This is a genomic window from Rhizobium sp. NZLR10, assembly GCF_019685125.1.
Lineage (GTDB): Bacteria > Pseudomonadota > Alphaproteobacteria > Rhizobiales > Rhizobiaceae > Rhizobium.
This window is the reverse complement of record NZ_JABDWE010000025.1, coordinates 41,532-65,774: the sequence shown is the minus strand read 5'-3', so window position 1 is coordinate 65,774 and position 24,243 is coordinate 41,532. Positions and strand designations below refer to the sequence as shown.

General features: G+C 62.3%; 9 protein-coding genes and 1 pseudogene. 3 read left to right on the top strand and 7 right to left on the bottom strand.

Annotated elements, in window-relative coordinates:
- Positions 1-44 precede the first annotated feature (44 nt).
- From HJB82_RS28960 to HJB82_RS28935, 7 genes and pseudogenes are all read right to left on the bottom strand, one after another.
- Entirely contained in the window at positions 45-6,014 is a 5,970-nt protein-coding gene (locus HJB82_RS28960) for an MG2 domain-containing protein (protein WP_221142192.1), read from the bottom strand.
- 7 nt (positions 6,015-6,021) lie between these two features.
- Entirely contained in the window at positions 6,022-11,145 is a 5,124-nt protein-coding gene (locus HJB82_RS28955; protein WP_259674021.1) for a hypothetical protein, read from the bottom strand.
- A gap of 189 nt (positions 11,146-11,334) precedes the next feature.
- A pseudogene (locus tag HJB82_RS32095) lies at positions 11,335-11,658 on the bottom strand (lysozyme inhibitor LprI family protein); the annotation flags it as partial.
- Between the two features lie 266 nt (positions 11,659-11,924).
- Positions 11,925-15,398 carry an AAA family ATPase gene (locus HJB82_RS28950; protein WP_221142188.1) on the bottom strand — a complete coding sequence of 1,158 codons (3,474 nt, stop codon included), beginning with the start codon at positions 15,396-15,398 and terminating at the stop codon, positions 11,925-11,927.
- Complete coding sequence (locus tag HJB82_RS28945) at positions 15,398-16,666, bottom strand: DNA repair exonuclease (RefSeq protein ID WP_207585741.1); 1,269 nt, start codon at positions 16,664-16,666, stop codon at positions 15,398-15,400. Before HJB82_RS28945 ends, HJB82_RS28950 begins: the two co-directional genes overlap by 1 nt.
- A gap of 198 nt (positions 16,667-16,864) precedes the next feature.
- Positions 16,865-18,907, bottom strand: a complete 2,043-nt coding sequence (locus HJB82_RS28940) for an SPFH domain-containing protein (protein ID WP_207585740.1) — start codon at positions 18,905-18,907, stop codon at positions 16,865-16,867.
- A 597-nt stretch (positions 18,908-19,504) separates the two neighbouring features.
- On the bottom strand, positions 19,505-20,125 hold the full coding sequence (locus tag HJB82_RS28935; protein WP_259672077.1) for an SGNH/GDSL hydrolase family protein: 621 nt from the start codon (positions 20,123-20,125) through the stop codon (positions 19,505-19,507).
- 148 nt (positions 20,126-20,273) lie between these two features.
- On the opposite strand from HJB82_RS28935, the gene HJB82_RS28930 reads away from it, so the two are divergent.
- The 3 genes from HJB82_RS28930 to HJB82_RS28920 are packed head-to-tail and all read left to right on the top strand — an operon-like array spanning position 20,274 to position 24,232.
- A complete protein-coding gene (locus HJB82_RS28930) occupies positions 20,274-21,305 on the top strand; it encodes a LacI family DNA-binding transcriptional regulator (RefSeq protein ID WP_221116153.1) in 1,032 nt (343 codons plus the stop codon).
- Between the two features lie 13 nt (positions 21,306-21,318).
- Positions 21,319-22,920, top strand: a complete 1,602-nt coding sequence (locus tag HJB82_RS28925) for an FAD-dependent oxidoreductase (protein ID WP_221142199.1) — start codon at positions 21,319-21,321, stop codon at positions 22,918-22,920.
- A 28-nt stretch (positions 22,921-22,948) separates the two neighbouring features.
- A complete protein-coding gene (locus tag HJB82_RS28920; protein ID WP_221142183.1) occupies positions 22,949-24,232 on the top strand; it encodes a sugar ABC transporter substrate-binding protein in 1,284 nt (427 codons plus the stop codon).
- Positions 24,233-24,243 lie beyond the last annotated feature (11 nt).

The window sequence follows — 24,243 nt, the reverse complement described above, 5'->3', positions numbered from 1 at the left end:
GGCTGGCTGGCTCCTCGTCTGATATCTGTCCCGATTGTGAAGGCTCACTTCGCCACCACGATTTGCATGGCAGCACTCATTCCCCGTAAGCCCTTTTGGTACATGGTTTCGGCAAGGGCCTGGGGCTGCGTGTAGGAACCGGGGATCAAGGCGCGCGTCCGGTAGGCAAAGGTGTAGTTGCCCTTCGGCAGCCTGTCGGAAGCACAAAATACCTGATCGTCGCCATAGGAGATCCAATCGGTCGGCAGGGTCGGCGCGACTGCCGGTGTCGCCTCAGCCGGCGCGGTGGCGATGTTGGGGTTGAGCGGATCAAGCCCGGCTGCAAGCGGCAGGGTAAGGGCGACATGGGTGCGATCTTCGGAGACGACCAGTTCGATCCTTTCCTCGAGCACATCGCCGACCTTGAGCTGGATCGCACCTTTAGCATCGGGAACCAGCTTCTCCAGCGGCGCGTTGCCCGCGGGGACACGGAAAAGCGTGCGGGTAAGGGCAAATCCCCGGCTTTCGGCCTGCGCGGTGTAGCCGGCTTCGGCAGATAGATAGGTGGTTTCCACCAGCGCCAGAGCGGTCGTCGTTCCGGTATTCTGGATGGTGACGGCGCCCGGATCCAGGCTGACTTGGCGCAGCACGGGAGCATTTGCGTCAAGCGTCAGGTTTTGAAACTTTCCGTTCTGCGCCAGCGTCAGCGGCAATGGCGTCGTCGGCCTTTGCCAGGCGGCGGCAAGCGCGCGGATCGCAGCCGAAGTGGCATTGGTCGAACCCCAGCCGTCGCCTCCGCCGAGTTGCAGCAAGGCATTTTTCAAAGCCGGATAGCGCGGATCCGTTTCCGAGGTCAAAGCCGCGGCGCGCACCATTTCGGCGAGACTGCGGGTTTCGGAAGGCAGGATGATCGGACTGCCCCCATCCTCGGCTTGGCCGTCATAAACCAGCTGGCCATTGCGGGAGAGGATGCGAACGCGCGACCACATCGTGTCGGCCAAACCGCCGACAAGGCGTGGGTCGGCATCGGGCGCACCCGCTGCCGCCGCGGTCATTCTGGCAACGCTGACATTCGGCATCAACGCGGCCGAGCGGGCAAGTTCGGCAGTATAGGCCGGGTCGAGCTTGCCGCCTTCGGCCAGAGCCGTCAGAGCCTCGACCCGCTCGCGAATCTCGTCGCCGCTGAGCAGATGCGGATAATCCGAGCGTAGCGACAGTTTCAGCACGCTCGCAAGGCGATCCGACAAAGCCTTGTCGGTGGGCACGCCCACCTTGTCGGCCGCAACCAGGAAAGAATAGGCCCAGGCCGTCAGCGAGACATTGCCCTTGCTGTGCGGCCAGAAGCCGACAAGGCCATCGGCGTCGACCGCCTGGCCGATTGCCAGCACGGTGTTGTGCACATCGCCATCGATGCGTTTGTCAAGGTTTGCTGCCGCCAGGATCGGGGCGAAACTTTTGAAGGCGATGCCGGAGGAGGCGAGCGATATGCGTTGTTCGGTGGAGCCATAGGGAGATTCCACCAAAGTGTTGAGGCCGGCAACCAGCTTCACCAGTGCCGGATCGGCGGTTAGCGTCATCGCACGCTGAAACGATCCGGGGCGCACGTCTTGCTGGGGTGCCGGCAATGTTTTCGAGCCGCCCGCCGGGATTTCGACGATTTCGTAGTGCTTGGTCGGGATACGGTCGGACTTCAAAGGCAGCGTGATTTCCACGGCGTCGCTGGCATGGTCGGCGACGCGCTCGACCCCGAAACGCAGCTGCACGTCCTCCTTGCCAGGCCTTGGCTCGGGCACCTCAGCGAGAACGCCGATGTGAGCGGGCTTGTTCTGCTCCCAGGCGAAGGAGAGGTCCTTGCTGCCCTCCAGCGTCAGTCCGTCGGAAGCAATGGAAGCAGCGCCGGCGCCGCCACCACCCTCGACGATGCGGGCAATGATGCCTGCCTCGAATTGGTCGCCATACCGCAGGAAGCGGGGCAGGGCGGGTTGGGCGACTATTTCCTGCCGGATCAGCATTTCGCCGGTGCCATAGCCGAAGCGGTCGGGACCGCTGACGGCCTTGGCGCGCAGCTTGAATACGGTCAGCGAGTCCGGCAGCTTCACCTTGATCTTGGCGATGCCATCCGGGCCGATCTTCACGTCGGGAAGATAGATCGGGACCGGCGTAAAATTCTTGCGAACGGAAATATTGTTGTCCGTGCCCCATTCCTCCCGCTCGTCACCGCCCGGCACCTCATCCAGCGGAATGACGCCGAAGGCCATGTTGCGGGTGTCGCGCAGTGCCATGGTGGATTGGCGCTTGACGATAAAATTCGGCAGCGGATCCAGCGGCTGTTCCGGTGCGAGCGACAGCACGGCCTGGTCGATCATCCAGAAAGTGGCATCGCCCGCGATCGGCTGACCGCTATCGTCGGCCAGATGCAGCGTGACCTCCACTTCGTCACCAGGGCGGGCCTTCTTCGGATAATCCAAGGTGAGATTTACGGTGTTCTTCACCGGCTTCACCGTCACCGCCTTCGTCGCGGCGATCGTTACAGGCTTGCCCTGGTCGAAGGGTGCGTTCGGCGAGGGGATGCTGGTCTCCAGCCGGCCGCGCAGGATGAGGAAGTGCACGGGAATTTGCGGTGTATATTCCTTGCGGACGGGCACGGCATAATGGCCGTATCCATCGGCGATATCGACCCAATCATAGCGGAATTTTCCCTCTGGCTCTTCGACGACGGCGAGCGCGCGGGCTGTCTGGAAGGGCGACTGGATCAGCAGGTTGGCGGTTTCGCCGGGAATGTAACTGTCCTTGTCCGTGGTCACGACCGCGGTGCGCGCGGGCGCCTGTGCCCAGGTAACCGGCGTGGTGCCGCCGACGAAGAAGTCGACGCTCACCTGCTGCTGGCGGCCGATCCGGTCGCTTGCCTCGAGTTGAATAACATAGACGCCTGCGTCCTTTGCCTCGAGCGCCAGGGTCTGGATATCCCGAGTGCTGGTAATCTTGCGCTCCAGCACGGTGTCGTCCATGACCTGCGTGACGTATTTTGCCGAACCCTGGCTGAAGTCGCTCGCCTGCAGGGTCGACGTCCAGTTGCGATGGATCAGGCGTGCCGTCATCTCCAGCCCGGCGACGGGTTCGCCATTGCCGTCGACCGCCAGGATCTCAGGCTCGATGGCGCCGGGATTTGGCACATAACGCGGCACCTTCAGGCCAAGCACGAAGGGCGGGACGGCAAAAACGTTAGTGATGCTGCGCACCTGCAGATCATCGTCGCCGGTAACGGTCGCCTCGATCATATAGCGGCGGGGTTGCGCCGTCGGCTCGATCGTCGTGTCGAAGCTGATGCGCGAGGCGCCGCCGGCGTCTGTGCTGCCGTCTCGTTCGAGCGCCGGCGAGGATTTGAATTCATCGCCGCCGGAGTAACGGGAATCCGTCGAAAAAAAGAAGCCCTCGTGGCCAGGTGGTGTCCAATTGTAGGGATACTGAACGGCTCGCCAGCGGATCGGCCGATCCGCCAGCAGTCCACCGGCGAAATAGCGGGCGATCAGATCGACGTTGAAGGAGGAATCGAGCGGTACGGTTTGCGGATTGTTGAGCACGACTTCGAAAGTCGGCAGGCGATAGGCCTCTTTCTTGAAGGAGATGCTGCCGCATTGGACCGTGTTGTCGGCCGGGCTCGCGGCGCTGCTGTCGCTATCGGCACTCTCAGCAGTATCGGCCTGGTTATCGTCTGCCTGCGCATCATCGGTCGCGTTATCACTCGCCTGGCCGTCGGCATTCCCGTCCTCACCGGATGTCTGCGCCGGTTGATCCTGGTCGGTAGCCCCCGCCGTGTCGCCCGGCTCGAAATGAACTTCGTAATCCCCGGTTGCCGGCGTCTCGGCGTCGAATTTGTGGTAAAAGCCGCCGAATGCGTCCAGCCGCACCGGTACGCGCCACTCCTGTTTGTCAGGGCCGGTAATCACGATCTGGCCGCCTTGCGTCGGCAGCGTCAAGTGGCCCCCGAGATAGCTGCGGACATAGCCCTTGATATGCACGGGCTCCTCCGGACGGTAGATCGGTCGCTCGGTGAAGACGTGGCAAAGGGTGCGGCTCTGCTCGGTGCGGCTGTCCGTCGGATTGGTCGTCCAATCCAGCCAGGCGGCCGACGGCTTGGTCCAGTTGTCCGCAGCATATTGGGCAGGCGCGTGATCGGGGTCGACGACCAGGGTATCCAGCCCCTTCGTCACGATGACGCGCCGGATCTTCGCGTCGGCGCGCTGCTGCAGCTCCCAGGAAAAGAAGCCCTGTGCATCTGTCGTCCCAGTCGCCAGCGTGACGAATTTGCCGTCGCGCAAACCATCGAGGCGGATTTGCGCCCCGCTGATCGGATTACCCTTGGCAAGCGAGGTGACGGCAAATCGCACCCGGTCCTGTTCCTCCACCGCGCTCAAGGTCAGGTCGGTGACCTGCACACGAAGCCAATGCCGGGTTTGATTGTCCACCGCACGCAGGCCGACGAGATAGGTGCCGGGCTGGTCAGGCCCAGCAATCCGGGCAAAAAAGGATTTCAGATCCAGGCCGAATTTGGTGTCGACGCCGCCCTTGTGAATCGGCAGGTCCACGAACTCGGATATCGCCGGCGAACCCAGGGCCTTGACGCGCGCCTGGATCGCATCGGCTGAAATCTCATCGCTGTCGGCCCATTTCTGCGGCTCCTTGCCGGGCAAGGGCGGTGCTTCGTCGTCGTCCGTATCGAGGCCGGATTGCGGGAAAGGCCAAAAATCGCGTGACAGCGGATCGATCGCATGGATGCGCACATCGGCCCTGTCGTAGCCGCGTCCGCGCAGCGGCACGAGTTGCGGGCCAAAGCGCTCGACCACGCCCTGCGACGCATCCCAGACGAGCGAGGACTGTTCCGGCGCGAAGGCGAATTTCTGGCCGAAGCCGGTCGCCAGCGGTCTGCCGCGGTCATCCGCCAAGGCGCCGGCGGTCACATCAAGCGTATAGACCTTGTCGGTGAGAAAGCGGCCATTGATATAAAGACGGCCGTCGCTGGCTTCCGCCGTCAAATCGTCGACCGGTGGAGAAATGCGCAAGGCGTCCCGGACCGAAAACTGTTTCCCGGCCAGCGGATTGCTCGAAAAGCGGAAGATCAGGCCACGACCCGATCGATCGGCCGGCGCTGCCTCGGCATTGTCGAGCGGGTTGCCGTCATCATCGACTGCGGCGCTGTCATCGCTGACAGTGGCATTGGATGTGCAGCGCATGATGTCATCGCTTGTGGCGGCGTCGAAGCCCCGTCCGCAATCCGAACTGATCATGGTGAAGGGCACGGCGGTGCGCACGCGCAACTCGAAGGTCTGATCGCTGAAGTCGGGCGTGTCGGCAAGCTTCAACCGCAGAAGGGCGACGCGGCCATCGGGCACGCTGGCATGCAGCTTCACCACATAGGATTGCTGGTCGCTGCGGCTGTTGCGTTCAAGCGGCTGGACATCGAAATCCTGCGCCCCCAGCATCAAACCGCCTTCGTCGCCAATGCCCGGCGCAGGACGCAACTCGATCGACAGAAGTCGGCTCAGCGCCGCGACATCGACGGGTTCGGCAAAGGTCAATGTGATCTGGTCAAGCTCGCTGATGGGATCATCGGTTGCAGCCGGAGCCGTGGATACCGGTACTGGCAGCAGCGGTATCAGTTCCGTCTCGCCACCAGCGGCCTTGTCATGCGCCAGCATCGTTACCTTGAGGCGCGACAGCGGCTGCCACTTGTCGGCCGGCCGGAATTGCAGGGCGCGCGGGCCGAGCCACTGCCAGGCGCCGGCAGCCGCCGGTTCCATGGTCACAAAACGCTCGGGCGAGTCTTCCGGGCCGCCGGCTGCAGGGCCGGTATCCGTAGGGAAGAAGATCGTGACCGGATCATAGGCACGCAGGAACCTCTCCGGCACGATTTTAACGCCATCGGCGCGTTGCAGAACATCCAGTGTCGGCGAGGCGGCGCCTTGCTGCGCATGACCGCTTGCGATCAGCGTTGAAGACGCAAGAGCGAGGGCAATGAGAAATACGATCTTTTTCATTGGTGTTTCACTTCGATCCCGTGGGTTTCAAACCGGCACGCTGCAAATAATCGCTGATAATTTCGGGCGGCGGACCTGCGGGCGGTGGTGACAATCCAACCACCGATGGCCTGACAATGAGCGCCGGTGCGTCCGCCGGTGCGCGCGCTTCCAATAGGTAAGATCCTGCGGCAAGCTGCTTCAGCTGATTGACCCCGTCGCCGAGCACCTGGCCTTTGGCATCCAGCAGTCGGCCGATGGCAAGGTCCGGATCGGAACGCAGGCCGACACCGATATTGCCGCTCTTCTTGACCTCGAAGCCGAACAAGGCTGTCGCGCCGGGTGCAAGCACGACCGGGGCTCCAATGCCGTCATTCACCGGGACGACCGCTGTTGCCGTCATATCCAGGCTGCCCGACAAGGGGCCCTCATGCGTGGAATAGAGCGTCAGGACTGCCTCGCCCGCCGCAAGATAGCGGTGGAATTCCGCTCCCGTCGGAAACAGCTGCAGGTCGCGGTGACCCTCTTGCTCCAGGCCGACAATGACCGGGGCGTCGGTGCTGACGTCAAGCACCATCGGTTGGGCCGGATCGAGGCGGAAGGCCATGGCCTCGCCCTCGAGCGTCACGCTCTGCGGCAGGGTCATCGATTTTGGTTCGGGTGTCGGCCAAGGCGACTTGCCGCCCCGTTCCAGCCACAGTGCTAAGAGACCGGCACCGTGATCGACAATCAGTTGCCCGGGTCCGGACACGGAAATCCTGTCACCACGCAAGACCCGGCCGTCGGCCCCGATAAAGGTCGCCGCGCCGCCGGAGACGTTCAGGACATCTCCTTTCATGGCATCAACCGCGATTTCTTCCGATCCGACCGTGCCGAAGAACCGGCGCTTGATCTGATCATTGCTGAGCGTAACGGCTTGGCCCGGTGACAGGCTGATGCGCGTCGAGCCGGCATCACCCGTCAGGTTGACGAGCCAGATCTCTTCGGTCGACGTCGCAATGCTGCGCGACAGCGGAGCCGCGCCGGACCAGACGTTCAGCAATTGCGAGGTTGAAGGGGCGGAGACGACGGCGATCCCCGGCGCCAGGTCGAGGGTGAGCCGTTTCACTCCCGGTGCGAGCTTCACCGGCCGCGCGCTGAAGGCTGGAATGGTCGCCGTCAAGGTGCCATTCAGCTGCACTGGCTCGAGTTCGGCGGCATCGATCGGCTTAAGCCGCAGCTGCAGGCTGTCGTCGCTTGCGGCGTTCCAGATATGCAGATCCTGATTATCGGAGAGGGCGACCGCACTGTTGAGGCTGATGCCCATGCCGCGTCCGGCCGTCAGACCCGGCTGTCCAAAAGCCGAATCCGCGCGCCACAATCTTACTTTGCCCGGCAAAGGCGGTGCGGCTGGGATAATTGCCTGATCCGCTGGCGCAAGCGTCAGCGCGATTTCTGCTTTGGGCTGTGCTGGGTTTACCTGCGCATGGCTCGTAGTGCGGGAGACCAGCCATAAACGATCCGATTGCGGAGCAAAAAGTCCCGGCATGGCCGCCGTGAGCGGACGGTCCGCAGTTGCGCCGACAAGCAGATCCGCAGCAGCGCCGAGGTCGACGAAACCGGCCGACGGGGCATGTGCGAGAGCAACGTTCAGGGAGAGATCAAGGCCATCGATGGCCACGGGCTCCAAGGCAATGTCGCCGGGCTCGCGCATATCGCGGGTAATGCTGCGCGCGGCGATTTTGATCGGTGCTGTTCCACCATCAAGGGTCCAAACCGATGCGCGCCATTGGATATCTCCCTCAGACGCCGGCCAGGCGATCAGCGGCGTGCGGCCACGGGCAAAGGCTTGCGGCTTCCAACTGCCGTCGGCGTCTCGTTTTTCGACCGAGAGAACCAGGTCACTGGTGGACTGGGCTACGACCAGCGCAAGTTGATCCTTCGTGTTGGCCGGCAAGGGAAACGTAAAGACGGAGGCGCCGTTGACCTCGGTGGTGCCGCTCTCGGTGAGTGCTGGCTGCGGCTGCTCCTGCGGCAGGGCAAACTGAACCTCGAGATCCCCAACATCGGCCTGATCGTCGCCTGGCTCCTGCTCACCGTCCCCGGAGTCTGTGTCTTGATCGTCGGAACTATCACCCGATTGGCTGCTGGCCGTACCCGACGCTGCCGCCTGATCAAGGGCCAGCGTATAGGATCCAGCCGGCAGAAGGGTGGAGAGCGCGATGTTCCAATCATCGCTGCGCCCCGTCAGGCGTTCGACGACGGTGCCATGCTCGTCCTTCAGCACGCCTTTGATTTCGCTGCGGCCGAACGTGCCGAGGCTGACGACACGGTCCTTGTCGACATTGAAGGAAAGCTCGGCGGGAAGGTTGACGAAGCGTGCTTCGCCCGGCTGCAAATCCTGGGTGTTCAGGGTAATCTGATAATCCAGTCGGTCATCATGGGCGAGGCTCATGAGATCAATGCGATAATGCCCGGCCTTCAACGTGCCGGTGAATTGGGGAGCGGCGACAAATCGGGCGATCTGGTCCTTGTCGTCGCGAAACAGAGCGCCGATCATGCCTTCGGTCAGGTCGATGCTGACATCGGCATCGGCAAGGAGATCAAACGTCCAGCTATCGGCAACGCGTGCATCACTTTTGCTCTGAGGCTCGCGCCACTGAAATGCTTGGGCTTGATTGAAGGCCAGCGGGTGTGGTCCGTGGCCCTGCAACTGCGGTGGGTCGATGACCGGTCTTAGCCGTGCGACAAACCGCGTGTCGACGTCGCGCGGCAGGATTACCAGGCGATAGTGCCCCGGGGTGAAATCCTGACTGAGCGTGGAAAGCGGGCCTGGCGCGGTGAGCGGCCATCCCTCCGCATCCTCGAGACGCGCGGTAAGGTCTTCGCCAAGGGAATAGAGATCGAGCTGATACGTTCCTGCAGTTGCGATCTCGATCGGCACGATGGCGCCGCGTCCGCCTGAGAGGGCCCCTCGGCTGGTGCCATCGGCGACCAGGCTTGCCGCGGTCAACAGCGAGGCCGGCGTAACGGAAACGCCAAGATGGCCGGAGGAATTCTGGGCGGAGACGTCGATCTGATAGGTCCCCGCGCGCAGATAGGTTTGCAGCAGCGCATTGTGGCCACCGCCATTGTCCGAAGCTTCCCCCAGTCCCGGCAGGAATGATGTGCCAAGGCTCAGTGATGTCTGCAAACGCCCAAGGGTTTCGATGCGGTAAAGCCCGCCCTCGGCAACCTCGAGCCGGTAGGATTTCTGTGCGTTTTCGGCGAGATCGAGAAACTGGCTTCGGCCGCCAATCAACGGGGATGCGGGGGTCTGCGGTGCGATTTTCTGCGCCGCAGCAGCATCCGGCTGCCAGCTGACGACGATGGACCGGGCAGCGGCAGGGGCGGGGAAGCGCAGGGTCAACGTCCGGCCTTTTGCGTCGACGCGCTGGTTGCTGGTCGCAAAAGCGACGGATGTATTGTGCATGTCGACGGCGGCGATCGTTCCGCCGAGCGGCACGTGGATATCGATCTGCAGATCCGCTGCCGACGCCGGCCGCGACAGGGCGTTCGCATCGTCATTCGCGGCGCCTTTGGCCCGCGGCACGGGCGCCGGAATATTGGACATCGGCTGATCCGGCAAGGACTCCCGCAACGCCGAAGCATCGGTGGGCTGCCAAAGCGCCAGTGGTCGCCCCTGCAGATCGGCGGGCAGTGCCACCGCACGAGGTCCCGTCAGCAAACCGGGCGCGGCATTGGTGATGATCTGGTAGCGTGTGGCCTTTTCGGCTTCGCGGATGCCAAAGGAAATAGTGGTGCGTGCCGGAGCGGCGGGTTGGACCGGTGGGACGAGGCCCGGCGTGCCGAAGGAAAGGTCGAGGATGCCGACGGCATTGTTGTCAGGCAGCAGTCGCAGCAGATAATAGCCGGCGTCAAGATCGAAACGATCGGCATTGCGGCCATCGGCGCGCGGGGCATTGCCGACCAGAACCGGGCTGATGTCGGCATGCAGCGCAACGCCTGATGTGCGGATCGCGATCTGGCCTGCTTGCGTCATCTCGAACAGCAGCGATGTCGGCCCGCGCAAATTGAAGCGCCGCCGCCAAGCCTGGCCCGGGCCCAAATGAGGCAAGTCGGACGCGACGATGGTGGCTTTGCCACTGCTATCCTGGCGCACCAGCAAGGCCGTGGCCGGAATTTCATCGCCGCCTTCGCCGGCAACGTCGAGACTGATGAGATTGGGTACTGAGCCTTTAAATTGGGTCTCGGTGCTGAACCGAAGCCCCCGGAGCTGGAAATGCTGGCCTTCATAACCCGAGACTTCGACAATGCTCGGCTGGCTGTCTGACGAAAGCGAAAGCGTGGCTGTCGGTTCACGGCTAGCCTTGTCGATCGCGGCACTCTGAAAAGCTGTCGCCGTGCCGGAAATCCGACCGGCCCGGAGCACCGCCGCCGCCGATTGCGGCAGCTCCAGACGGAAAGTATCGAGATCTGCCGGCGCCTCAAAACGTATCGAGCCGAAAGGCCCGATGACATTTTCGGCAATCCCTCCGGCCAGCGAGATCTGCGTGCCGGCGCGAATGTGGAATGGCTCTGCGGCGTCCGAGTTGGTCCAGACAAGCTTCTGGCCGCCATAGGCCGTCACGAGGTAGCGGCCGGGCTCGACCGTTCCCGTCAGCGCGGCCCGGGTCATGGGGAGGCCCGGCTTCAGTTCGAAGATCGACATTTTCGGCGAGAGAGCGGCAATATCGGTGCCGTTTCGCCACAAGCGCAGATCCTGAAGCGAGCGTCCAACCGCCTCGATATCGACGCGTCCGGAATCGGGAATGTCGATCCAATAGGATCTTTGTTGCAGATCGCTTAGATCGGCATGGATGGGGGTCAGCGAGGTCAAAGCGGCGTCGGGCTGTTCAAGCTCCTGATAGGCTTGTGCGGTAAGCCTGACGTCGCCGGCAGCTCCTTTGGCTCCGAACACACGGATCTTGTAGGTGCCTTTGTCGAGCAGCGCATCGATCCGGCCGTCGCTGACGCCAGCTGCGCCCATACGGTCCCCCGGGCCTGCGATCATATCGACGAGCTGCAATGCCGCACCCGCGGCGCTCTGCGTGCGGATGGTAATATGGCCGGGCGTTTCGACCATCAGCAAGGTGCTGCCCTCTCGATCGGCAGGCAGTTGATCCAATGCCAAATGCGGCTGCGACACGAGCTGGGGCGGGGCTTTTACGGGCGCGGGTTGCGACACAGCTGCAGCCGACGGTGCTGGTGCATCTTGTGTCGCCGCCGCCTGTGTCTCCGACGCGGTTGATGGCGCAGGCTCGACGACAGATGCAGGCGGCTTCTGGCTCGGAGAAGCGCTCGCTGCCACAAGCGTCGCAAGACGCGTCTGATAGCGTGTTGTCAGGCATGCCGACAGCCGGACCGGATCGGTGTCTACACAGGATTTATTGCGGTCAGCCAACCAGAGGCGTTGCTTTTGGCGTAGATCGTCCAGCCTCGTCGGGTCGCCGTTGAGATCGGTCAATGCCTGCCGATAGGAGGCCGCCAAGGCGGTGTCCTCAGCAATCAAGGCAGGGGAGGCACAAATCGCCTTTTCAATGGCCGACTGCGCCTTGCCGCAATCAAAGGATTGCGCATGGGAGACCGCTGAGAAAAGACAGCCACTGAGGGCAACAAGCAAACGCAGGCGAAAGACGAAAGCCATGGATAACTCGTTTTTTTAAGTGGCCGGCGCCCTAAAGCGCTTGGCGATCTTTCAGATCGCTCCTCGCGCTTTAGGTCTTTGTTTTTACGCATGTCGTTAGCACAAAACCGCTGCACACTTTTGCGCGACATGCCTTAGTCAATATGAACTATCCTCGATCAAGACAAGAGCCGGTTGCAGCACGCCGAGAACCGCAATGCGCTAAATGTTTGGCGGCGGGACTGTGGAGCCTTTTCCGGCTTCCTCGAAGGCATTTCTTATGCCCGTTACGGCAGTTGATGTATCGTCACGTTCGAAACGACGTTCCGTGCGATCTCGCAGAGATGCCAGTGATGCGTGAGGTAGATGACCTGTCCGACCTTTGCCATTTCGCCGAGCAGGCGGAAGACTTCTTCGGAACGAGGATTGTCGAAGCTCTCCATAATGTCGTCGGCAACGAAGGGCACGGGCGGGCGAAGCGCTGCGAATTCCTCATAGCCTGCAAGCCGAAGCGCGAGATAGAGCTGGAACTGCGTGCCCGTCGACATCGCGTCCGCAAGCTTCGAGCCGGCATCGCGTGACACGCCGATCAGTATTTCCTTGTCGCGGTCGGGCTGGGTGGTCAGGCCGGAATAGTTGCCGCCGGTGATCAGGCGGAAGGCTTCCGATGCGCGTTTCATCATCGAGCTGCGATGTTTCTCGCGATAGATATGCAGCGCCTGCTCGGCCGCGAGCGCGCCGGCACGCAGCGTCAGATGCCGCACGGCCAGTTCCTCGATCTCAAGGAAGATGGTTCGCCGCTTGGCCTCGATCCGCGCCACCGCATCGTCTCCGCCGACGGCCTCAAGCTTCTGCCGTGCCAGCGACATGTCGGAGTAGAGAAGCTTCGCCCGCTCGGTAAGATCCTCGATCCGGGCGCCAAGCTCCATTGCATCGCGCTCGACGGCGCCGGCGTCGATATCGGCAAGGCGCCGTTCGGCCTCGGCGAAACTCGCAGCCCGCAATGCCTCGGTGATCTGGCCGCGCAAGGTGGCGGCCCGCTCCTCCAGCCGGTCCCGCTCCCGAGCCTGGTTCAAAAATGTTTCGACTGAGGCAAGCGAGTCCGTCCCGAAATAGCTGGTCAGTTCGTTCTTGCGGGCATTGTGAACGGCCAGTTCCTCCTCCAGCGCCCGTCGTTTCTCCCCTTGTTGTTCGAGATCCGCTTGCCGGTCTGCCCGAAGCTGCGCCGCGCGCCGCGCTGCCTCATGGCGTTCGACGAGCGTATTGGCAGAGGCGAGCGTATCCGCCGCCGACTGGCTGAGGCCGCATTCTGCGAGAAGACCAGAAATATCTCCGCGGAATTGCTCCTGGTCACGCTCCATCGCGGCAACGCGGCTTGCGAGGTCATGCCGCTCCTTCAGGATGGCTGGCAGCGTGCCCAGCACGTCCAGTATGGCGCGGACGGCGGCCATCGAGCCGGCCTTGTCGGCAAACCAGGTTCGCGACAGCGCCTCCGCCCATTCCCGGTCCCAGGCCGCTATGGTGGCTTCCGCCTCCTGCTGGTCGCGCTCGCGTTCCCTGACATCGCGGCTGAGGTCACCGATTGCCTTCTCATGCGCCTGCCGCGCCGCCAGCTCGGCTTTGCCGGCAGCGAGCATTTCATTCGCAGCCTGCATCAGGTCGGCGACCGGCAGATGGTCGGCGTCACCACGACCGGCATCCGCAAGGTCGGCCGCAAGTGTCGCGGCATGCCTGTTCAGTTCGAGGCGAAGCGCGGCCAATGCGTCTTCGGCTCGCTGCAGATCGTCCCAGGCGGCCAGCGCCGCGGACCGCTTGGTGCTCCATGCCGCGAGTGCTGCAATGCGCGCCGTGGCTTCAGCGTCGTATTCGATCGCGCCGGGCAGCAGACCACGGATGCGCTCGGCAAGCGCATCATGTTCGGCATGCGCCTCGGCGAGCAGTTCCCTTTGCCGTTCGATCGCTGCTGCCGTTGCCGCTTCCGTCTGGCGGAGTTGGCGAAGCTCGGCCAGTTCCTGCGCCCGCGACAGCCGGCCGGCGGACAACATGTCGTCCTGGCGCATCCGATCCTCGAATGTCCGGGCCGTGGCGGCATTCAGGCTGGCAAGATGCGCCTGCCAGGCGGCATCGCGTTCATCGCGTCGCCTCGTGGCCTCGCCATCGTCGATCGAACCGCCGGCGACGAAGGCCGCGATCCGGGCTTTGGTCAGCGCCTGTTCGGTGCCGAGATCGCGCAACCGGGCCTGGTGATCGGCGATCCGCTTGTCGATCGAGGTCGCCTGGCCACGCCAGGCCTCGATCTGGCGAGGCTCCGCCGCGGGCGTCCGTTGCAGCGCCGCGGCATCGCCGGTCCAGGGTGCGAGCTGTGCAAACTGGTTCTCCTGTATTCGCTTCACCTGGACAAGTGTACGTTCTTCCAAGGTGAGCCGCACTGCCAGATCAGACCCCGTGAGCCGGCTCAGGGCGGCCTCGATGCGGCCAAGACGCGCGGGATCTGGGACCGCAGCTGCATTTTTCCAGCCGCCTTCCTCGCCCAGCCTTTCGAGATTCTCGCGCGCTCGCACCCGTTCGCGACCCGCGGCAGCCAGTTTCGCCTCGACGCCGGAGCGTCGTTCGATGAGATCGCGGACGGTGCCGATCAGCGAGGCGGGCAGCAGCAGTGCTTCGGGCGTCGCATGGCCCGGCTGTTCGAGATCGGCCAGAAGCCGGACCAGCACACCGTCCTGTTCGGCCAGCGCCCGCCGGCGCTTCGGCAGGTCGCTGTCGGCCGCGAGATGGCGAACCCGCCCCTGGTCCAGCAGGTCCATATGCGCAGTTAGCGTCAGCGCCTTGTGATCGATGGCGATCGCCTCGATCTCGTCTGTAAGCTGGCGCAGCGTGCGGTCGGCGATTTCGACAAGCGCCTGCAGCCGCGTCTCATCGCGGGAAAGCTGCGGCAGGAGCGCGAACCATTCGGACGGCGGCCGCGGCAGATCGCCCATGTCGGCCGCATCTGTGTCCAGCCGCCGGAGCTCCAGCGCCGCGGGCAGGGCGCCGAGAAGGCGCGTCAGTTCCTGATGCCGGGCCTTGGCCTCGGCCAGTTCTCGCGTGGTCGCGATATAGGCGGCATCGGCCTGCTCATGGGTCGATTTCAGCGCCGAGTAGGCGGAGGCCAATGTGTCGATGGCATTGCGCTCGGCCTTCAACGCTTCGAGCGCGCGCTTGAGTTCGGCAAGCTTCGTGCTCGACGACCGCTTCCTATAGATCACATTGGCTTCGTCGGCGGCGGAAACCAGCGAACGGCTTAAGCCTGCGAGGCCGGAACTTGCCGAGAATAACAACTCGCCAAGCTCGCCCTTGCTCTGGATGATGGCGTTGCCGCCCTCTTTCAGCGACTGGTCGTCGAGTGAGAACATCGTGCGATAGGCCTCGCGGCCGATGCCGCCGAGTGCGCCGGCCAGGAGCGCCTCGTTCACAGCTTGCCCCCGATCGTCGACGAGGCTGCCGGTCCGGAGCTTGAGCCGCGCCAGCTCGTATTCCTCGCCATCGAATTCCAGTCGGGCGCCGACCTTCATCGTGTTGTATGGATGCAGGAAATTGTAGGTGCTGCGCTCACCTATGCCGAAGAGCAGATCGAGATAGGCGGCGAAGGTGGTCGACTTGCCCGCTTCGTTCAGGCCATAGACGATGTGCAAGTCGGGCGAACGCGGACGGACCGCGCCGAAATCGATCGAGTGGTCGGTGAACTTGCCATAGCGGGTGAGGTCCAGCCGTCGGAGGCGCATCAGCTTTCCGCCCGGTCCGCGGCCTTCATCCGGGCGGCAATGTCCTCGGCGCCGTCGGTGAGAAGGCTGTCGATGAAGCGTTCGAAGCCCGCCTCGTCAAGCCCGGCGAATGCTCGGCTCTCGGGCGGCAGGTCGGCGAGCAGGTCGCGAACCACCTCCCTGATATCGTCGCGAAACCCGCTGCGGGCGATGACCTCGTCCCGCATCAACGCACCGAGTTCGACGACGGGATCGGCGGCGGAAGCATCTGCGAGGGGCAAGGGTGCTTCGAAGGCGAGTTCCAGCTTCTCGATCCAGGTCCGGCCGATCCGGTCGCCGCGCTGCTCGGCTTCCGCTTGCATGAGGTCGATGTCACGCCGAAGCTGCCAGGCAAGCTGGGTGCGGCCGGAAAGCCTCAGGCGCGCGACGAGATGCGCCGAGGCCGTGCGGTCGCGCTGTGCTGTCAGTGCCGCTTCGATCGCCATAGCCGCATCACGCCAATCATCGACACCCGTCAGATCGACATCGACCCGCTCGAACTGCGCGACGCTGGTGAGCCGCTCCTCGACCGCCACGGTCCGGTCGTCCGCCACGGTCACCAGCGATACGGTCTTGACGCCCGACTCGTTGATGTCGCGGCCCTGCGGCATACCAGGCATGATGACCGTCGCCGTGCCGGGATGCTGGCTGCGCTGGTGAAGATGGCCGAGCGCCCAGTAGTCGAATCCCGAGGCGTGAAGGTCGAGCACGTTGCAGGGCGCATAGACGTCATGTCCGGCGGATCCGGCGAGACTCGTATGCATGATGCCGATATTGACCGCGCCCGTCACCGGCGGCTTGAACTTCGGCAGAAGCGAGTCTGGCGCTTGCGGCTTGGCGAAGCTCAGGCCGTGGATCGCGACCGACAGGTTACCCTTCGTGGCCTCCACGATCTCGGCGTGGCCGCCGAAGATCTTCAGCGTATCGGGCATCACCAGTTCCTTGGCGATCTTCGACATCGCATCGTGATTGCCGCGGATCTTGAAGACGTGAATCCCCGCTCGGTGCAACCGTTCCAGCTGGCTTGCCAGGAAGCGTGCCGTCTTCATCGACGTCTGATCGCCATCATAGAGATCGCCGGCGATGACGAGCGCATCGACCTGTTCCTCAAGGCACAGGTCGACGATCGCCACCAGCGCCTGCCGGCTGGCGTCGCTCACGAGATCGGCCAGTTCCGCATTGCGAAGAGCCAGGGAACGCAGGGGAGAGTCGAGATGGAGATCGGCAGTGTGGACGAAACGATAGGCCATGAATACAGAAATGGTGTTGCGATAGGACGGTGTAGCAGCTGCCGGCTGACAGATAAACGCGCGATTGTTGTCGCTTGGCCGTAAAAGGTGAGAATGTGCAGCGAGCGTCGATGGCCATGACGGCAGTGGTCTCGTCGCGATCGCAGCCTTTTGGTCGGGCGGCGGCAAAATGGGCCGGCATTGCCGGCCCATCCACAATCACTGCTGCTCGATCGGCGTCGGCACCGCAGCCGGTGAAGCCGGCCGTCCAAGCCGATCGGCGACCAGCATCGACAGCATCATTTCGACGAGACCATTGGTGGCGCCCTTTTCGCCGCCACCGCCGACCTGAATCTGCGGCACGAGCGGCAGCCTGCCGTTTTCGATTGCTTCGGCAAACCGCATGAGGACTTGCGAGTGGAGCTGATAGTCCGGTCCACCGAAGGCCGCGACCTTCTTCTCCGTCGCCTCGGCTTCCGCCAAGCCGATGGCGCGCACCTTTTGGGCATCGGCAAAACCGGTCGCCTTGATGCGTTCGGCATCGGCAAGCGCGATGGCCTTGATCCGGTCGGCTTCGCCGAGGCCGGCGAGGCGCACCTTCTCAGCTTCGGCCTTGGCTGTGACCTGAATGGTCTCTGCCTGCTGACGGGTGCGGGCGAGTTGCGCCTTGCCTTCGTTCTCGCTGATCTCGATGGTGAGTGCTGATGTCGTGATCTTGGCCTGCTGTTCGGCCAGCGCTTCCTTCTCGCGCAATGTGCGCTCCTGGACCGCCGCGGCTTCCTGCAACTTATAGGTCTCGACCTTTTCAACGGCGATCTGACGTTCGCGCAGCTGGATCAGGATCTGCTCGATGCTGTTCTGGCCATTGTTGGCCCGCGGCGTACCGATCAGCACTTCCTGCAGTTCGAGGCTGTAGGAGGTAAACTTCTCGCGCATTTCGTCGCCGGATTTGCGCTGGATTTCGCTGCGTTCCTGCAGCAGTTCGATCAATGTCTTGGTCTGGGCGATATTCTTGAAATAGGCCGAGACCATCGGATCGAGCGTCTGTTCGACCAGCCGTTTGATATCGCCGAAACGCTGCACGACGAGGGGCGCCTTCATATAATCGATATGCACGACGACCGAGAGCGGCAGCACGGGTTCGAACGCGTCCTTGGTGATCAGCGATACTTCGGAAAGATTCTCATCCAGCCTGTGCTCGCCGAACTGTTCCTTCGTCCACTTCAGCACGAAGTTGGTGGTTGGCACGATGATGATATTGCCAGCAAAGGTATTGAACGCATATTTGCCCGGCAGAAGCGGCGTCGACCAGACACCGCGTGCGCCTGTCTCGACCAATTCGCCATGACGATAGGATTGGCCGGAAATATCGGCGCTTCGCCGGCCGGTATAGGAGACGACGACACCCACCGTGCCAACGTCGATGATCGTCTTCTCCACAAGTTCGACGGTCGCGAAGATGCGGTTGAGGAAATAACTGCCATCGGCAAGCACCTGCAATTGCCGGCCGCGATAACCGCCGGCATTGAGAAACTTCTCCGGATCCTGAAAATTATTGTGGAAGTTCGGATCCTTTGGGTTGTTGGCAACAGTCGGCGCAATGATCTCGCCATCCGGCAGCGCCGGACCGTCATGGATGGTGACGATGCCGATCAGGTCCTCGGCGTCGTGAATGACGACGGGCTCGAAGCCATTCCGCTCGCTAATCAGCGTCGACATGTCGGCAAACAGTCTTTGTTCCGACGCGTTCAGGTTGACGGCGTAGTTCGATTGTGCGGTCAGCACGATGAACTGCACGAGATTAATGGCATAGGTGCCTTCGCGCAGGATCTTGCGTTGTGGCCCCTTCTGGCCGCCCTTTGTGAGAAAGCCGCGCACATCCTGAAAATCACCGGCTTCGATATTCGAAGCAAGCGTCTGGGTCGGCGGCAACGGCTCGCCGTCACGGGCGAAGACATAGCCGATCTGGCCCTGCGGAATGGTTACGAGATTGGCGCGATGCATCGAATATTGGAACGGCATGAAGAAATGCAGGCCGCCGCGCACGACTTCCGGCTGGAAGCCGGCCTCACCGTAGAGCGCAATGAAGCCATTCTCAACGGAGCCGCGAAAACTCCATAGCTTTTCGAGAATGCCGAGCCTGTCGTTGGGGATATAGCGGATCACGCCGCTCCACCGGAACAGGATTGCCACCACGATGATCGGGACGGCGATTTCGATCGCCTTCCACCCCATCGGACCAAGATATTGCAGGTTTTCCATCTTTTCTCTCGTATGGGCGCACGGGTTCGTCCACCCGATGGCCGCCCGGTTGGTGTTGGTTGATAAGACGGGGAGATGGCGCGCCTATTTGCTCGAGGCACTACAGCGCCGCGCGTCTTTTCCGACGCGCAAAGGACGTTGTAGCACTTTGAATTGCTGCATAATTTTGTCCTTGGATCGATTCCGATCTAAGGAATTATGCAGTAAAGGTGCATCGAACGCTTGGGCTGCTCATTGTCTGGGAAAAATGACCTCGCGTCCCAAGTCCCCAATGAGGGGCGGCGTGGTCGTGAATGCTCTCACATCGGTGTCGCCTTGATAGACATGACGATGGACGACGTAATGATTGCGCCTATAGGTTTAAAGACGTCCAATGCGGAAATCGGATAAGTACTTCCGACGATTTTGGTATTTCGAGCATTCAATTCTTCTAAATTATACCTGGCTCTCGAAATCCACATAAATAAAGGGGCTTTTGGTTTCTTCGATAACTCAAGAAATCGAAATTCGGTTCCGGCTTCTCGATCCCCCGATCAGCGGCATGCGTCGCGCTTGGTCGCGCTCCAGACAGAGACCGTGCTGCCCTTGCTTGATGCGCTATGACCGATCCGCATTTGTAAAGGCGTCGAAGATCGCGCGATGTCCGGCATCGTTCGGATGGACCATATCGGCGGAGGTCAGGTCGCCATCGCCGTGCGCCTTCATGTTTTCGTAGACAGGTGCATAGAAGAGCGAGAAGCGTCGCGCCAGCTTGCGCACGACTTCGACATACCCTTCGAAACCCATGCGCGTCTGGCTCGTGAAGCCGGTGCTGCCGACTAAGAACCCGGCATCCGGGAGGTAGGGTGGGCTGCCGATCGCCAGCCGTTCCGCGTGCCCCGCCGCGATCAACTTTTCCAGCATCGTCGCGTAGTCGCGGCTGAAGTTTCGGACGTTCATTGTGTCGGGAGCGGCGGTATAACGGGCGTCGTTATAGCCGTACAAGATGAGGATCGCATCACGGTGCGGCGCATCCAGAAGCACTTTCTCGAAACGGCCGATGCCATTGTCCGGTCGCGGGTTTCCGTCCGCCAGCTGAGATCCTTGCAGCACGGTGCCGGGGATGGCGTGGTTGCGGATCGGGAGACAGTCGACTGCCTCGGCAAACAAAGCCGGCCAGGCAAGGTGCGGCTGGCTGGCGTTGAAGCCAGCGGTGATGCTGTCGCCAAACACGCGCATGCCGGAAATTCCAAGCGATCTCAAATGCTCTCCAAAACCCACCGATCTCCCCAAATTTTCGCGCTTGACAGCCGCCGTCCTCATCCTGTTAATACGTATTAGCTGCTAATACGTATTAACAGTCAAGAGTCGATCGGGAGAACACTGCGTGGCAAGTCCTAAGCGCTTGACTCAGCATGATATTGCCAAGCTTGCGGGCGTCAGTCAGGCAACCGTTTCGCTCGTGCTGAACGGCGCGCCGACCGCTCTTGCGCGTATCCCGCTGGAAACCCGCGAGCGCGTCCAACAGGTCATTCGCACGACTGGTTACGTTGCGGACCCGATCGCCCGACGGATGGCCAAAGGCCTCAACCGTATCCTCGGCGTCTTCACCTATGAACCGGCTTTCCCGAGCGAACAGGCAGACTTCTTCACGCCTTTCCTGCTCGGCATTGAGGAAGAGGCGCAGGCGCAGAACTACGACCTGTTGCTTCTGACCGGCGCCGGAGTCGGCAACGACCGCAAGATTTTTGCCGACGGCAACCGGTTGAGAATTGCCGACGGCTGCCTCGTGCTCGGCCGCGAATTCGACCGCGCGGAACTCAAGCGCCTGGTTTCCGGCGACTATCCCTTCGTGGCGATCGGCCGACGCGAGGACGCTGGCGGACCCGTTCCTTATGTTGGCGGCGACTACGCGACCGGCACCCGTGCGCTGGTCGAAAAGGCGAGGGCGCTCGGACATGAGAAGCTGGCCTATGTCGGCCCTAACGGATCGGCCGAATCCGTTGTCGACCGCTGGCACGGCTTTGCCGCGGCGGTTGCCGAGGGCGCCGAGTTGGTCTTGCATGTCGATGATGTCGGCAGGTCGGCCGGCGAAATTCTCGATACCATCCTTACCTGTGGCGCAACCGCCGTCTTCTTCGTCGAACTGGCGGACGCGGTGCGGGTCGAGGCGGTGGCCCGCGAGCGAGGGTTGTCGGTACCGGATGATTTTTCCGCTGTCGTGCTCGGCCGCCACGTGCGGGCCGGACGCAGCCATGTGCAGTTCACCTCCTTCAATATTCCTCGCGAAGAGATGGGGCGGCAGGCGACCGCCATGCTGGTGCGTCGCATCGAGGGGGCGATCCCGATTGAGCAAGTTCTTCTGACGTGTGAACCGGTCGAGGGCGAAACCCTCGGACCCGCAAAGAAACGGAATTGAGAACGTGAAAGAAATGCAAGCGGATATCCTGATTGTCGGCGGTGGTCTCGGTGGCGTGGCGGCTGCGCTTGGCGCCTGCCGGGCTGGCCGCAGTGTCATCATGACCGAGGAATTCGACTGGATCGGTGGTCAGTCGACCAGCCAGGGCGTGCCGTCGGACGAGCATAGCTGGGTCGAGCAGTTTGGCATCACTCGCTCGTATCGCAAGCTGCGCAACGCCATCCGCCAATATTACCGCGACAACTATCCGCTTACCGAAGGCGCGCGCGCCTGGGGCGACCTCAATCCCGGCGCCGGCTGGGTCAGCCGCATCTGCGCTGAACCGCGGGTCAGCCTGGCGGTGATGGAAGCCATGTTGATGCCCTATCGGGGTGCCGGCCGCCTGAAGTTGCTGCAGCCCTACCGTCCGGTCGGGGCCGATGTCGATGGTGATATGGTTCGTTCCGTCACCGTCCGTCACCGCGACACGGATCTGGAGATCACCATTTCCGCAGCTTATATCCTCGACGCCACCGAACTCGGCGACCTCTTGCCGATGACCGAGACGGAGTATGTGAAGGGTTTCGAGGCGCAATCCGACACCCGCGAACCGAGCGCGCCGCCTGAAGCCCAGCCGGATAACGTTCAAGCCGTGTCGGTCTGTTTCGCGGTCGATTGCGTGGATGGCGACCAGACGATCGACAAGCCGGAAAACTACGACTATTGGCGCGAATACCAGCCGCATTTCTGGGGCGGGCCGCTGCTCGGCTTCACCGCGCCGCATCCGCGCACGCTGGAATTCACGACACGCTCCTTCACGCCTAATGTTGACGATGATCCGCTGGCCGTCGATGCCGACCAGCGCAAGGGCGGTGGCGACGAAAACCTCTGGCTCTTTCGTCGCATCGCAGCCCGGCGCAACTTCCAGCCCGGTTTCTACCAGTCGGACATCTGCTTTGTGAACTGGCCGATGATCGACTACATGGACGGCACGATTATCGACGTATCGGAAGAGGAAAAAGCACGGCACCTGAAGTCGGCAGCCGACCTTTCCTATTCGGTCTTCTACTGGCTGCAGACGGAAGCGCCTCGTTTCGACGGCGGCCAGGGCTACCGCGGTCTCCGACTTCGCGGCGACATTACCGGCACGGAACATGGTCTTGCCATGGCGCCCTATATCCGCGAAAGCCGCCGCATCAAGCCGGTCACTCGCATTGTAGAGCAGGACCTGTCTTATTCGGTGCGCGGCACAAAGGGCGCGGTCAACTACCGCGATAGCGTCGGCATCGGCATGTACCGCATCGACCTTCACCCCTCGACCGGCGGCGACAACTATATCGACGTGCCGTCCTGCCCGTTCGAGATCCCGCTTGGTTCACTCCTGCCGCAGCGAATGAAGAATCTCATTGCCGCCGGCAAGAACATCGGCACCACCCACATCACCAATGGCTGCTACCGCTTGCACCCTGTCGAATGGAACATCGGCGAAGCTGCCGGCATGCTGGCAGCCCATTGCCTGGAGAAGGGGCTTACGCCGCACCAGGTTCAGGAAAACGATGAGCAACTCCACGATTTCCAGCGGGAGCTTAGGCGCGAAGGCATCGAAATGCGCTGGCCGGACGTCTCGGCATACTGATTAACCCATCTTTGGAGGAGGAACGGGAATGAACTATCACAGGACCCTGAGATCGGCCGTCGCGGCATTGGCGCTCGCCGCGCCATTCGCATGGCATGGCATCGCCAATGCCGAAGATGCGATCAACCTGCGCATGACGATCTGGAGCGCCAACGAGGCGCATCTGAAGCTCTTCAACGAGATCGCCGCGGGCTTTTCCAAGGATCATCCGAATGTGAAGGTGACTTATGAGTCGCTGCCGTTCGACACCTACACGACCGCGCTGACCACCCAGATCGCCGGCGGCAATGCGCCTGATATGGCCTGGATTTTCGAGACCGCAGCCTACGACTTCGTCAACTCCGGCGCGCTTTACCCGCTTACCGATGTGTTGAAGGCGACCAAGGGCTACAATGCCGAAGAACTGATCCCCACGGCGGCCGAACGCTGGACCAAGGATGGCAAGCTTTACGCCTATCCATTTTCAACCTCGCCGTTTGCGATGTTCGTCAACAACGACGTCATCAAGGCGGCTGGCGCCAAGACGCCGGCCGAGATGATTGCCGCCGGGCAATGGACCTGGGATAACGTGATCGCCACGGCCTCGGCCGTCGGCCAAGGGGATAAGGTGCCGGGCAAGGGCGGCTTGATCGTGCGCGACTTCAATTACCAGATCTGGCAGAATCTCGCTTCGGTCTGGAACGGCTGGGGCGCTTCGCCCTGGAGCGCCGATGGCAAGACCTGCACGATCACCGAAAAACCCATGGTCGATGCGCTGACTTTCATCCACGACGCGATCTTCAAGAAGAAGGCGATCCCGGGTCCCGGCGAAAACGTCGATTTCTTTGCCGGCAATGCGGCGATGACCATCACTCAGATCAGCCGCGCCTCGCTCCTCCCGAAGGACAAGCCGTTCTCTTGGGATCTGGTGCCGCTGCCGAAGGGGCCGGCCGGCGAATATTCGCTGATCGGTCAGGCCGGCGTCGGCGTCATGCAGGCCGGCAAGAATGTCAACACCGCCGCCGAATTCGTCGCCTATATGACCAATCCGGAAAACTCGGCCAAACTCAGCCAGTTCTTCCCCTCGGCCCGCAAGTCGCTGCTGAACGCAGATGTGCTCAAGAAGACCAACCCGCTGCTCAGCCAGGAGCAGATCGGCAAGGTTGTCATCTCCGGCATCGCCACCGGCAAGGTCATTCCCGGTCATACCGGCTTTGCACAAATCCAGCAGGCGGTGCGCTCCGGGCTTGATGCCGTCTGGCGTCCGGATGCCGATATTCCCGGCACGCTCCAGAAGATCTGCGGCCAGATCGGCCCACTGCTGAAGCGCTAAGAGGTAAGGTG

Excerpts from the sequence above, each read along its gene's own strand:
- HJB82_RS28940 (WP_207585740.1), bottom strand. The coding sequence starts at position 18,907 with ATGGAAAACCTGCAATATCTTGGTCCGATGGGGTGGAAGGCGATCGAA.
- HJB82_RS28945 (WP_207585741.1), bottom strand. The coding sequence starts at position 16,666 with ATGGCCTATCGTTTCGTCCACACTGCCGATCTCCATCTCGACTCTCCC.
- HJB82_RS28950 (WP_221142188.1), bottom strand. The coding sequence starts at position 15,398 with ATGCGCCTCCGACGGCTGGACCTCACCCGCTATGGCAAGTTCACCGAC.
- HJB82_RS28920 (WP_221142183.1), top strand. The coding sequence starts at position 22,949 with ATGAACTATCACAGGACCCTGAGATCGGCCGTCGCGGCATTGGCGCTC.
- HJB82_RS28960 (WP_221142192.1), bottom strand. The coding sequence starts at position 6,014 with ATGAAAAAGATCGTATTTCTCATTGCCCTCGCTCTTGCGTCTTCAACG.
- HJB82_RS28925 (WP_221142199.1), top strand. The coding sequence starts at position 21,319 with ATGCAAGCGGATATCCTGATTGTCGGCGGTGGTCTCGGTGGCGTGGCG.
- HJB82_RS28935 (WP_259672077.1), bottom strand. The coding sequence starts at position 20,125 with ATGCGCGTGTTTGGCGACAGCATCACCGCTGGCTTCAACGCCAGCCAG.